This window comes from Bacillus sp. FSL R5-0712 (genome assembly GCF_038593285.1).
Classification (GTDB): Bacteria; Bacillota; Bacilli; order Bacillales; family Bacillaceae; genus Bacillus; species Bacillus safensis.
The window spans coordinates 263390-276418 of the sequence record NZ_CP151981.1; the positions used below are offsets into that span (position 1 = coordinate 263390).

Annotated in this window: 11 protein-coding genes; 7 read left to right on the top strand and 4 right to left on the bottom strand. The window is 41.5% G+C overall.

Translation table 11 applies throughout. From position 1 onward, the window contains the following. Window positions 1-73 precede the first annotated feature (73 nt). Window positions 74-511: a MarR family transcriptional regulator gene (locus NSU11_RS01470; protein WP_012008812.1), complete on the bottom strand. Its 438-nt coding sequence runs from the start codon at window positions 509-511 to the stop codon at window positions 74-76. Window positions 512-773: 262 nt separating this feature from the next. Here NSU11_RS01470 and NSU11_RS01475 point away from each other — a divergent pair, with 262 nt between their 5' ends. The 4 genes from NSU11_RS01475 (at window position 774) to NSU11_RS01490 (ending at window position 5367) form a co-directional block, all read left to right on the top strand. Beyond that, on the top strand, window positions 774-2282 hold the full coding sequence (locus NSU11_RS01475) for an AMP-binding protein (RefSeq protein ID WP_024424381.1): 1509 nt from the start codon (window positions 774-776) through the stop codon (window positions 2280-2282). A 66-nt stretch (window positions 2283-2348) separates the two neighbouring features. Beyond that, the gene (locus NSU11_RS01480) at window positions 2349-3731 is read left to right on the top strand and encodes an amino acid permease (RefSeq protein ID WP_024424380.1); all 1383 of its coding nucleotides are present in this window, start codon (window positions 2349-2351) and stop codon (window positions 3729-3731) included. A 100-nt stretch (window positions 3732-3831) separates the two neighbouring features. Next, entirely contained in the window at window positions 3832-4197 is a 366-nt protein-coding gene (locus NSU11_RS01485; protein ID WP_025092526.1) for a VOC family protein, read from the top strand. Between the two features lie 309 nt (window positions 4198-4506). After that, window positions 4507-5367: an alpha/beta hydrolase gene (locus NSU11_RS01490; RefSeq protein ID WP_024427419.1), complete on the top strand. Its 861-nt coding sequence runs from the start codon at window positions 4507-4509 to the stop codon at window positions 5365-5367. A 39-nt stretch (window positions 5368-5406) separates the two neighbouring features. Here NSU11_RS01490 and NSU11_RS01495 read toward each other — a convergent pair whose 3' ends face one another. Then, entirely contained in the window at window positions 5407-6834 is a 1428-nt protein-coding gene (locus tag NSU11_RS01495; protein ID WP_024427211.1) for an alanine/glycine:cation symporter family protein, read from the bottom strand. Between the two features lie 33 nt (window positions 6835-6867). Then, entirely contained in the window at window positions 6868-7848 is a 981-nt protein-coding gene (locus NSU11_RS01500) for a glutaminase (RefSeq protein WP_024427212.1), read from the bottom strand. Window positions 7849-8365: 517 nt separating this feature from the next. Here NSU11_RS01500 and NSU11_RS01505 point away from each other — a divergent pair. The 3 genes from NSU11_RS01505 (at window position 8366) to NSU11_RS01515 (ending at window position 11872) form a co-directional block, all read left to right on the top strand. Continuing rightward, window positions 8366-9652 carry a sensor histidine kinase gene (locus NSU11_RS01505; protein ID WP_024424375.1) on the top strand — a complete coding sequence of 429 codons (1287 nt, stop codon included), beginning with the start codon at window positions 8366-8368 and terminating at the stop codon, window positions 9650-9652. 4 nt (window positions 9653-9656) lie between these two features. After that, window positions 9657-10595, top strand: coding sequence for a response regulator (locus tag NSU11_RS01510; RefSeq protein WP_025092765.1), 939 nt, complete (start codon window positions 9657-9659; stop codon window positions 10593-10595). Window positions 10596-10786: 191 nt separating this feature from the next. Further along, complete coding sequence (locus NSU11_RS01515; RefSeq protein WP_122631535.1) at window positions 10787-11872, top strand: SEC-C metal-binding domain-containing protein; 1086 nt, start codon at window positions 10787-10789, stop codon at window positions 11870-11872. A 46-nt stretch (window positions 11873-11918) separates the two neighbouring features. On the opposite strand, the gene NSU11_RS01520 is transcribed toward NSU11_RS01515, so the two are convergent. Further along, on the bottom strand, window positions 11919-12959 hold the full coding sequence (locus tag NSU11_RS01520) for a DUF4352 domain-containing protein (RefSeq protein ID WP_024424372.1): 1041 nt from the start codon (window positions 12957-12959) through the stop codon (window positions 11919-11921). Between the last annotated feature and the right edge of the window lie 70 nt (window positions 12960-13029).

Here is a 13029-nt window from a genome sequence, read left to right on the forward strand (position 1 = left end):
TTTCTATGACGCTGAAAAGAAGACAAAGGGCTATTAGCCCTTTGTCGAAAATTTAAAGGCTTAGGAGTAATTCCTAAGCCTTTAATGTGTGCTCGTCCATCATTTTTTCGATTAATTCAAAAAATGTTTTTTTATCTTCCTCTGAAAGGTGGTTGAACAATTGATTCACAAGCAGCTGGCGATTGTCGATCATTTGTTTAGCAATTTGTTCACCCGATTCAGAGAGTTCAATCCACACTGTACGGCGGTCATTATTATTTCGAGAGCGGATGATCAGCCCTTCGTCTTCTAAGTGATTGAGAGCGGTTGTTGTTGCAGAGGGAGATAATGAAACTTCCTGCAGAATATTTTTCACAGTACATGATTGATGGCGGTAGATGATACGTAAAATAAACCCTTTAACATTCGTCACGTTTTTCGGAATATTTTCTTCATCTATTTGTTTCGTCGCCTTTAAATACTTCGTCAGTGCATGGTCTAACAAACTTGCCTCTAGCTCGAAATGTTGCATTCTCCATACCTCTTTTCCTATTGCATTCGCATTTTCCGATCAATTACTAGGTCTATCTTATCATAATAATCATCATGATTTAAACCAAAATGGAAGACGGCTATAAAATTACCTATATTATCAATTAATATAAAGAACAATTCCAAAATGAAATGATTTTACTTTCAGCTGTTTTTATTTTAGAATGTGAATGAGATAAAATCTGCCAACCCAATTCGCTGGAAATTGGCTATTGGAAATCAAACGTTTGGAGATGAAGATATTGAATACTTTACAGGCATTACTAAACGACAGAATGGAACGCTCTTCACAAATTGAGGCGGTAACTGGCGGAGGGGTGTCTTATACATTTGAAGAATATGCAAAACGCATCGACCAGCTTGCTCATTACTTAAATCAAAAAGGAATTCGAAAAGGTGACCGCGTTTGCTTTATTTGTCAAAACCATCATCACTTTTCAACGATTATGCTGGCAGCTATTAAAGCAGGTGCAGTCGCAGTTCCGCTTAGCTGGCAGCTTACTTCTTTTGAGCTGGAAGGTATTTTGAAAAAAGCAGAGCCAAAGGCTTTATTTTTTGACCGAGAATTCCGTGATGTGATTGCTGCGGTGAATGTGTCTTTAGACAACTGCCTCATGGTGGAATCTGGTGTGAATGCGAAAACAACGCAGCTGTTTGAAGACATATTGGCTTCAAACGATGGCAGCGATCTTGCGGAAGAGGTATCAGAAGAGGATCTAGCAATGATCTTATTTACCTCTGGGACAACGGGGAATCCAAAAGGCTGTATGGTCGGACATGGACGAATCTATGAATTTTTAACAAGACGCGGGAATCGAGGATTTGACTTGAAAGGAAAGCGGTACTTGGCGAGTCACCCTCTCTATCATATGAGTTCAATTAATCATCTGATCGCTGCTGCCATTGAAGGGTATACACTTGTTTTCTTACATGATGCAACACCGAAGCGCATTTTAGAAACGATCGAAAAAGAAAGAATTACGTTCATGATGGCTTTCCCATCAGCTTATACGTACATGCTGGAAGAAATGAAGCGCGGTTCGTATGACCTTTCATCCTTTGAAATTGCGATTTCTGGCGGTACGAAGGTGCCGGTCCGTTTGATTAAGGACTACAAAGAAGCAGGCATTCAGATGATGCATGGCTACGGAAGCACGGAAGCATGGGTTGTCAGTGCGTGGCATCCTGCGATGGGCGAGGATAAAATGGGCTCTGCTGGTAAAGTGGATCCAGATGTAGAAGTAAAAATCGTTCATCCTGAGACTGAGGAAACACTGCCAGCTGGAGAAATTGGCGAAGTTGTCATGAGAAGCCCATTTTATTTCTTAGGCTATTATCATCAGCCTGACGCTACTGCGAAGGTACTCAAAGATGGCTGGTTCCATATGGGAGATGCAGGCTATCTAGATGAAGATGGTTTTCTATTTATCACAGGCAGATACAAAGATGTGATTTTATACGGCGGAGACAATATCTATCCTGACCAAGTAGAAGAAGTCATTGAACAAATACCAGGTGTGATTGAATCAGCTGTCATCGGGGTGCCAGACGAATTATATGGTGAAGTGCCAAGTGCGTATATCGTAAAAGACGAATCCGCCGATTTCTGCGAAGAAGATGTGGTGAACTATTGTCAGGAACGTTTGGCAGATTACAAAGTGCCATCCATTCATTTCATCAGTGATCTGCCAAAAAACAAGCTTGGTAAAATTATGAAGAAAGATTTACGTGAATTGGTTGTGAATGCTTAGTACCTATTCTGCTATAATGAAATTTGAATGATTTTTTGTTTTTCTAACGTTTTGGAGGGAAAGGGTTTGCGACATATTCTTCGTAAGAAACACGTTCACGATTTGTTGGAACAGAGCAGACAGCAAAAGGTAAAGAAAACACTGGGCGGGCTAGATCTCACGCTTCTTGGTATAGGGGCAGTGATTGGCACAGGGGTTATGGTGTTAACTGGTATAACAGCGGCTAAGGATGCAGGACCGGCTGTTATTTTCTCCTTTGCGATTGCAGCCATTGTGTGCAGTTTGGCAGCACTTTGTTATGCAGAAATGGCTTCAGCGCTTCCTGTATTCGGCAGTGCGTACATTTATTCATATACGACCATGGGCGAGCTTGTAGGCCATTTGATGGGCTGGACCTTATTGTCTGTTTATATGCTGACTGCTTCAGCTGTCGCCAGCGGCTGGTCGAGTTATTTCAACAGCTTGCTTGAGGGATTTGGAATTTCGATTCCGCATCAATTCTTAGCGGGGCCGGAGCAAGGCGGATATATGAATCTGCCGGCGATTATCATTGCTCTACTGATTGCGTGGATCTTATCTAGAGGAACGAAGGAAAGTAAAAAATTTAATAATATCATGGTGTTTGTGAAACTCGGTATTATTGTTCTTTTCATTGTAGTAGGCGGCTTTTATGTACAGCCATCCAATTGGCAGCCGTTTATGCCGTTTGGCGCAGAAGGTGTCATTGCCGGTGCTGCTGCTGTATTTTTTGCCTTTTTAGGGTTTGATGCAATTTCTGCTTCAGCAGAAGAGGTGAAAAATCCGCAGCGGAACCTGCCAATTGGGATCATAGGTTCATTACTTATTTGTACGATCATTTACATTGTCGTTTGTTTGGTCATGACAGGCATGGTGCACTATACACAGCTGAATGTCACAGAGGCTATGTCATATGTCCTGCAAAGTGTACATCAAAATAGCGTGGCTGGTATTATTTCTGTTGGTGCGGTCATTGGATTGATGGCTGTGATTTTCGCCAATAATTATGCAGCAACTCGAATTGCCTATGCGATGGGCCGAGACGGACTTTTGCCTAAAGTGTTTTCAAAAACAAACAAAAGCGATACGCCTGTTGCTAGCATATGGATGATTGGCGGAATGACAGCTGTTATTTCAGGCTTTATTGATTTGAAGGATCTGTCCAACTTAGCGAATATCGGTGCGTTATTAACGTTTGCCATGGTCAGTTTATCTGTGCTTATTTTGAGAAAAACACATCAGCAGCTTGAGAGGGGCTTCAGGGTTCCTTTTGTGCCGGTTTTGCCGATTATATCAATGGGCTGCTGCTTGTTCCTTATGCTCAATTTACCAGGCCGGACATGGCTTTACTTTGGGGTTTGGCTGTTAATCGGTGTCGTCATGTACGCAGCGTATTCAAACAAACATAGTGAATTAGCGAAATCTTCATGAGAAAAAGGTGCAAATCCGTTGACGATTTGTGCCTTTTTTCATACGATTTGGGATAAGCTATAAAAGAGATAATGGACGGAACAAGAGGAGGATGAGGGATATGATTAGTGTTAGTCCTTATATTGTTGTAGAAGATGTGAAAGAATCTCTTCAATATTATCAAGGGATTTTTGGTGGGGATATTCAGATCTTAAATGAACATCAAGACCGTGTCCTGCATGCTGAATTGCATCTTGGGGAATCACTGCTTCATTTTTCAGATACATTTGGACGCACGCCAAAGCCAGAGAATCTCAGATTGATCATGCAGTTTGACAATGAAGAAGAACTAAAGGCTGTCTATGAAGCGCTGGAAGCTGATGGAGATGTACTGGTCGAATTACAGGATACCTTCTTTGGCGCACTTCACGGACAAGTACAGGACCGGAAAAATGGGTTGATCTGGGTTCTGAATTATATGAAATAGACGAAGACCTTCACGAGTGTGAAGTTTCAGCGTGTAGACAAACCCTCGCATTCGGTGTCAGGTCTGCGCTCCGGTGCTCACGAATGTCAAATTCGCTCCGCTCCGATGCTCGTCCTTCCTAGACTTCAAAGGTTTTCTATCACGCTGAAAGGAAGACAAAGGGCTAAAATCAAGATCATTTTAGCCCTTTGTCAACAATCTGTACCTTCACGAGTGTGAAGGTTTTTTTGTGAGTGTTTTTATTTTCTGAAAAATGGAAAATATGCTATGTTGGAAGAATAAAAGGACAAGGAGAAGGGTGGCAAAGGAATGGAACAAATTGAGTTTCAATCAATCCAAACAAATGGTGTAACACTTCATACAGCAATGGCTGGACCAGAAAATGGCCCGCTGCTTGTGCTGCTCCACGGGTTTCCTGAGTTTTGGTACGGCTGGAAAAATCAAATCATCCCCTTGGCTGAGGCAGGCTATCGTGTTGTTGTTCCTGATCAAAGAGGCTACCATCTAAGTGACAAGCCAGAAGGAGTCGAATCCTACGTATTAGATAAACTGAGAGATGATATTGTGGGTTTGATTAAGACGCTGAGCCCGAACCAAAAGGCGATTGTCGGCGGACATGACTGGGGCGGAGCTGTTGCTTGGCATTTGGCTTCAACCCGTTCTCAATATGTCGAGAAATTAATCATTGTCAATATGCCGCATCCGCGGGTGATGATGAAGGTTCTTCCTTTTTATCCGCCGCAGTGGAAGAAAAGCTCCTATATCGCTTTTTTTCAGCTTCCGAATGCTCCAGAGGCAGCACTTCAAGAAAATCATTTTCAAAAGCTGGATGAAGCCATTGGGCTGACGGCAAGACCACATTTGTTCACGAAGGAAGATGTCTCAAGCTACAAGCTCGCTTGGACACAGCCAGGCGCCTTGACCTCAATGCTGAATTGGTATCGAGCCATCAAAAAAGGCGGCTTTGAAAAGCCAATTTCCAAACGAATTCTCGTTCCTGTTCGCATGATCTGGGGGATGGAGGACAAATTTTTAAGCAGAAAGCTGGCGAAGGAAACGATAAAGATCTGTCCAAATGGCCAGCTGATCTTTGTCGATGATGCCTCTCATTGGATCAATCATGAGAAACCAGAGGTTGTCAACAAACTCATACTTGAATTTTTGACATAAAGAAAAAAGCTCTGATCAGTTGACCAGAGCTTTTTTGATTTATCCGATTTGATTCTTTTTCAATGCAGCAGGTTCGTCGTCCCAGCATTCAATTTTCTCATTGTTTGGAACGGCATTTTTATAGAAAACAGGATCTTTGCCTTCTTTTTTCTGTCTCGTGTAGTCCTTCAGTGCTGCGAAGGCGACCTTAGACAGCATGGTAATGGCGATGAGGTTGACGATGACCATGAGTCCCATGAAGAGATCGGCTAGACCCCAAACGAGAGGAACAGTGGCAACCGCACCGAACAGAACCATTCCAATAACGGCAATTCGATAGATGTTAAGCCAAATTTTGTTCGCTCCAAGGAATTCAATGTTCGTTTCCCCATAGTAATAGTTACCGATCAATGTACTAAACGCGAATAGGAAAATCATGATGGCAAGGAAGCCAGAGGCCCATGGTCCAATATGCTGACTAAGAGAAGCCTGTGTTAATTCAATTCCTTGCAGGTTTGTTGTTTTATACGCATCAGAAAACAGAACAAGGAAGGCTGTGCTTGTACAAATAATTAACGTATCTGTTAACACGCCGAATGCTTGGATTAATCCTTGTTTAACAGGGTGGCTTGTGACAGCCGTTGCTGCTGCGTTAGGTGCACTACCCATACCGGCTTCATTTGAGAAGAGACCGCGTTTAATCCCTTGTAATAAGGCACCGCCTAGCGTACCGCCAGCAAACTGTTCAAACCCGAAGGCGTGTTTCACAATCGTGCTGATGACACCAGGAAGTTCCGTGATATTTGTGACAATAACAAAGAACGCAATTCCGATGTAAGCAACCGCAAGCACAACGACAATGTATTCAGAAGCCTTTGCGATCGCTTGGATTCCTTTGAAAATGATCGCTGCAAAAATGACAGCCATCACAATACCGACGGTTAAACGGTCTAAACCGAAGGAGTTTTTAAAAGCGACAGTGATCGTATTTGATTGAACCGCATTAAAGACGATTCCAAAAGAAATCGTAATCAGGATCGCAAATAAAATCCCCATCCAGCGCTTGTTTAACCCTTTTTCCATGTAATAAGCAGGTCCACCGCGGAAACCTGTTTTGTCTTTTACTTTATATACTTGAGCTAGTGTACTTTCAACGAAACTTGAAGCAGATCCGATAATGGCTACGATCCACATCCAAAAGATGGCACCAGGGCCGCCAATGGCAATAGCGATAGCAATCCCTGTAATATTCCCTGTCCCTACGCGTGCTGCCATACTGATGGCAAATGCTTGGAACGGTGATATTCCCTCTTTTTCTTTTCTTCCTTCCTTCAGGACACGCAGCATTTCTTTGATCATTCTCACTTGCAGGAAGCGTGTTCTATATGTGAAGTACACCCCAACACCAAGTAACAGAGCAATCACAATATAAGTCCAAATAAAATCATTTGTATGTGTTAAATAAGATAGCAAAGCTTTTTCGTTCATAACATCACCTCTTCGAATTCATCACTGTTCTTTTTAAAAAATACTGAGATCCCACTCTTTGGCGAGCTTTTTCAGCATCATGACACCGGTAATACTATTTCCGCAATCGTCAATGGCGGGACCGTAAATGCCAATTCCACAGCCTGTCTGAAACGGGAACTCTCTTCTTGCGCTTGGCGGAACGCAAGCCATAATTCCTCCAGACACACCACTTTTGGCTGGAACGCCTACAAAAGCAGCAAAATTCCCAGACGCATTATACATGCCGCATGTCAGCATCAATGCCTTTGTTAGTCTGGCGATATCCTTTGGGATGACTTGGACTTGTTTAAAGGGATGGTAGCCATCACTTGATATAATCAGTCCAATCAAGGCGATGTCCTCTGTTGTGACCTCGATGGAACATTGCTTTAAATACACTTCTAACGTGTCCTCGACATCCGATTCTAAATAATTGGTTTCCTTTAAATAATAAGCAAGTGCCCGATTTCGATGTGCAGTTGCCCATTCTGATTGATAAACCTCTTCATTAACAGAAGGACGCTTACCTATTAAGTTTTCGATTAAATCGAAAATATATGCTAGCTTTTCTGTAGAAGTCTTTCCGGGAAGGATGGAGGATACGGTAATAGCTCCAGCATTAATCATTGGATTAAAGGGCTTCCCTGGTTTATGCATCTCAAGACGGTAGATGGAATTAAATGCATCACCAGTTGGCTCTACATCTACCCGATCCAAGACGTAAGGTACGCCTCTTCCTAAACAGGCAGCTATAAAGCTGATGACTTTTGAGATACTTTGCAGGGTAAAGGGAACGTCCCAATCACCATATCGTACAGATGATCCATCTGGGCCTATCACGCTGATACCAAGTTGAGAGGAATTCACTTTTCCAAGTGCTGGAATGTAGCCAGCATTCTGCCCGTTTGTGTAATACGGACGTATTTCTTCTGCCCATTGATCAACAGAAGACTGGCATGCGTGTTGTGTATTTTTAGAAATTGCTGTTTTCATACGATTCCTCCAATCAAAAATCAAAAAGTACCCTATTGAATTGGCGGATGACAAAAAATGCGATCAAATAGGCACGAAAACATGTTACACATCTTCAAAGAACTTGTCATGCGCTGCTTGCACCACTCCTTTACACCTAAATATATGTACAAATGAAGGCATTGTCGGCGGAAAAACAAAAAGGGTTTTTAGTGAAAATTCAGAAAACGCTTACATATAGTTTCACTAAAATTGTTCATTCAATTTATCTTGGAAACTACACAATCTGACGTAAATCTACAGAAAAACTTACAAATAAAAATCAGTCTGTCGATAATTGTCTAAACAATTCCTATTATTGTCGTCAATGATCAAAACAGTGAATAGCTGAAAGGTCACCTTGCTGCCCCGGAGAATAGTCATAAAAAAGGATTTTGAGGATAAAAGGAACAGTGAAAATTATTTTTTTGTACATTGTGGAGAAAAGAGTCTCCTTGTATACTGTGGCTATGCAAACAGGGGAAGGGATGTCAGTCATTTGAGTTTAAATCAGCTTGTCAAAAAGGACGCATTCATTTTAATTTTTATGATGGTCATTGTGCCGCTTGCAGGAGAGCTGAAGTTTTATCCTGTGAATGAGACGTTTCGCATCAGCTTTGGCGCACCTGCGTTTTTCTTTTGCTTATTACTCTTAAGAAAATCTAAACCGCTATTGCCGGGATTTTTAACTGGCGCAGCCATTGTGCTTTTTCGGGTAGGCTTAGATTTAATTCAGCAGAATGCTGATCTGGCTTCATCATTTTATCAGCAATTCCCAAGCTTCTTTTTCTATTTCACTTATGCTTTCCTGTTTTTTGCCGTCCGTACGGGACGCTTTAAACAGCGCTCTATTTTCATTGGGATCATCGGCCTGATGATCGAATTAGTTGCTGATTTTGTCGAGCTGTTTGTACAATTTCTAGTGTTTGATACAACGATGACCTTATCAAAGCTGAGCGATATGTTCCTCATTGCGTTTGCTCACAGCTTTGTGGTGATCAGTTTTTTTAATATGATGAAGCTGTATGAGGCTCAATCAAGAGAAAAGCAGATCATGAAACAAAATGAGCATATGATGATGGTCATTTCGAATTTATATGAAGAAACGGTGCATTTAAAGAAAACGTTAAAACATACAGAGCATATTACACAAGAATCATACCGGCTTTACCGTCTGCTGCATGAACACGAAGCAGGGAAAAAAGTGAGTCAGGAGCTGTTAAAGCTCGCAGGAGAAATTCATGAAGTGAAAAAGGACAATCAGCGTATTTATGCTGGGCTTTCAAAGCTGATTTCGAAGGAAAATATGCAAGACTATATGAAGGCGGAAGAGCTCGTCCAAATTGTCATCCGGATTCAAGAGAAGTATGCTTTATCTCTTGGGAAAAACATTTCCTTTACATCTGATATAAGGGGCATTCATCTGCATGATTATCATGTGTTTATTTTCTTATCGCTGATTAATAATTTAATGGCCAATGCAGTCGAAGCAATAAAAGATACCGGGATGATCTCACTCGAATTGAAAGGAAGTCATGATAAAATAGAGATTCGGATTGAAGATGACGGACCAGGGATTCCTAAAAAAATGAGAGAGATTGTGTTTGATCCAGGGTATACCTCCAAATTTGATGCATTTGGAACACCGTCTACAGGGATTGGCTTATCCTATGTGAGAGAGTTGGTTCAAGAGCTTGGCGGTCATATTCAAATCGAACCAAAAGAAACAAAAGGTGCAGCTTTTCTGCTTGTACTTCCTATACAAAATTTAATACAGAGAGGGTGAGTGTATGCGATTCTTCATTGCAGATGATGATCGTGCAATACGCTCGATTTTAGGTCAAATCATAGAGGATGAGGATTTGGGAGAGGTCGTAGATGAAGCGGGTGACGGAGTTGGATTAGAGGCACATTCCCTGAACCTCAAGAAAGTAGACATCCTTTTGATTGATCTTTTAATGCCTGCTAGAGATGGCATTCAAACCATCCGCCATATCCACCCTGAATTCAAAGGCAAGGTCATTATGATTTCCCAAGTAGAGGCGAAAGAGATGATGGCAGAAGCCTATGAACTAGGGATTGAATATTATATCCATAAGCCTGTCAATCGTATTGAGATCGTCAGTGTGATTCGAAAAGTCATGGAGCGTATCAAGCTGGAAAAATCGATTTACGATATACAAGCCTCTCTTCGCCACGTGCTGCCATTAGAGCCTGTCATTTCTCAAGGCGCGGGCGCTGGGGCGAAGAGAAGAACGATGAAAGAGGCGGGGGAATTCCTCTTATCTGAGCTGGGAATTGTCGGCGAGAGCGGCTCTAAGGATTTACTGGAGATACTCATCTACTTACATGAAACACAGTCAGCCAATTCTCATGAGGTCAATTTCCCGCCGCTAAAGCAGCTGTTTATCAAAACAGCAGAAAGAAAACTGGATCATGGTGCAACCGATGTAGAGGTGATGCGGGAAGTGAAAGCGGCGGAGCAGCGGATTAGACGAGCTATTCATCATTCCTTGAATCATTTTGCCTCACTAGGATTAACAGATTTCTCAAATCCTAAGTTTGAGCACTACGCGTCGAAGTTTTTCGATTTTACCGATGTCAGTCAAAGAATGAAAGAAATGCAGAAGACATCTTCTCCCTCAGGGTCGACTGGCAGAGTCAATACGAAGAAATTCGTTCAAATCTTTTATTTTGAGGCAAAGCAGTTATTCGAAGGGATGAGCTGAGGAAAATCTGTTGGTATGATTGGAGAAAATAAACAGAGAAAGTCTGTCTTTCCTATGATCTATCGTGATCTTCAGGTGTTTTTATGATTTAACTGATCATTCAGATTTTTCTTTTTTCTTGAAAATAAAACCCTCCTGTGCAATCGTTTGTTAAAATAGTGAGGTTAGACTAGAATGTCGGAGGTTTTATTTTGGGAAAAATTAAACGAAATGCGCTCTGCCCATGCGGAAGCGGAAAAAAATATAAACATTGCTGTGGTCAAAAATCAGGCGGAGAACAAACGTCTGAGCTTGTGTTTAAGGAAGCTGTTCAAGTTCAAAAGGATTTAATGAATTATGCTTTTTCTAAGCATCAGAGAGCGATCAATCAATTCATTAATGAGTTTTCTTTCCTTGCAGATATGGATAAAGAAACGCAACAAATCTCAGTTTTCCATTTGAGTGTATGGGGCATCTTCTTCCGTCCATTAACTGATCAGAAAGAGACCATTTTCGAAGAGTTCCTGACAAAGAAAGCAGAAGATATTACCCGTCCGAAAACAAGACAAGTGGTCCAATCTTGGACAGACATGGAGCCATCTTTGCTTTTATTAAATGAAAAAACGGACGAGTCTCTTTATTTTGAGAATATGATAACAGCGGAGAAGGTTGAAGTAGATGTAAAACCTGATCAAACGGTACTGCCTGAAAAGGGAAGTCTCGTGCTTGGTTTTCCTGTTCAATTTGAAGAAAAGGCAGAGTTTTTCATTCAATATACGATGTTTGCGAAAGAGTTTACAGATACTCTTCTTCTTCAAGTTCGCCAGCTTGTTGACGCATATGAAGCAAATGGAGGCGCGCGCAGCACATTTATGAGAGAATCATTCCCTGATGTGCTGAAGTGTATGTTTGCGAAGCAAGAAGTAGAAGAATCAGAAACACCTGCTCAAACAGAAGGCGATGCAGGTCTATCAGCAGATCGTATGGACTGGGCAAGTGACGTCCAGCTGGAAACTGCTAAGCTGATTGAAGACGGAATGAAGGAGCACGGTGACCAAAGCCTGACAGATGGTGCTTTAACGGTTTGGAAAGCCTACTGTGATCAGAAATCACCTGTGATCCGTAAAGCAGCGTCATTTGCTGCGGGAATCGAATACTATATTCATTCACTTGCAAGCGATGCTCCGCTTTCTCAAGCACAAGTAGCGAAGAAGTATGGCATTAGTGCGTCGACTGTATCGAGCCGTTTTAAAGATATCGAAAAAGCGGTGAAAGAAGAGCAAGAGGCGACAGTATAATATAAAAAAGACGCGGCTCCTTCAGAGGCCAGCGTCTTTTTTTAGATTATCTCGTTTTAATAAAACCACTCATGTACTGCTCTGTATTATAATCATTGAGGTCAATTTTCCATTGACCATCCCCATTACGTTTCATTTTCACTTCATATTCAGCTGGGCTGGAAACGGGAGGAAGTTTTTCGAATTCAGATGCGTACATGTTTAAGCTTTTTTTATACAATTCTTCTTTAGAACGGATTTTCCCGTTGTAAAACTCGTCTCTTTGCTTGTCTAGCTTGTCTTTTAAGTTAGAAGCATCAATGCCTGTGACTTGAGCGACAACCTTTGCTTCGTCATCAGAGATGGTTTTCACACTTGTTTCTACTTTCGCTTTATCCTTCATGGTGTTTTGAATGCGTTTGTACATCGACAGAATCTCTCGGTCACTCACTTCATTTCCGTATATTCCTGCACTTCTTTTGAAGTCTTTTACAAACATCTCATGGTATTTATTGACGACATCCGATTGGTTGTCACCCGTTAAATCTGCGAATTCATCGTTCTTTTTATCAAAAACAATAATATCGGTATAAGCGGATAACGCTTTTGCTGGGTTATCCAGCTTTTTTGCTGAATCGAGTATTTTGTTTCCATCTAGGTCGATTTGGATGGAATCACTGTTTTTCTTGATGCTGTCCTGATAGACGAACTGATATTTCTTCCCTTTGTCTACTAGGAAATAAAGAGCTCCTGAAAGTGACTTGCCTTTGTTCAATGAACCAAGGTCAAGACGGTCTTTGCTGCCGTAGAATTTTAAATCAGATACTTTGGCGTCGTCCTGATAAAGGGAGAAGTCAGAGTTATATAATGAAAGGGCTTTGTCACCTTTGTTTGTGATCGTCAGATTGACTTTTAGTACCAATTCATTGTCTCTCAGGGTAGTTGTTGAGTCTTCTGGTAACGTATATTCGTAGCTATTGACTTTTACCTCTGCTGTTTTTGTTGACTTTTGATCAGCGTCGGTTGATTTGGCTGAGCCCTGGCAGGCTGCAGAGATGATCATCACGAATGAAATCATGAGGAGTGCACTTATTTTTTTAAGATTCACAGTTGAAGCTCCTTTGCTTTTCTTTCGTCATTTCATTCCCGCTATCTGACTAAGAAAAAAGAAACAGATA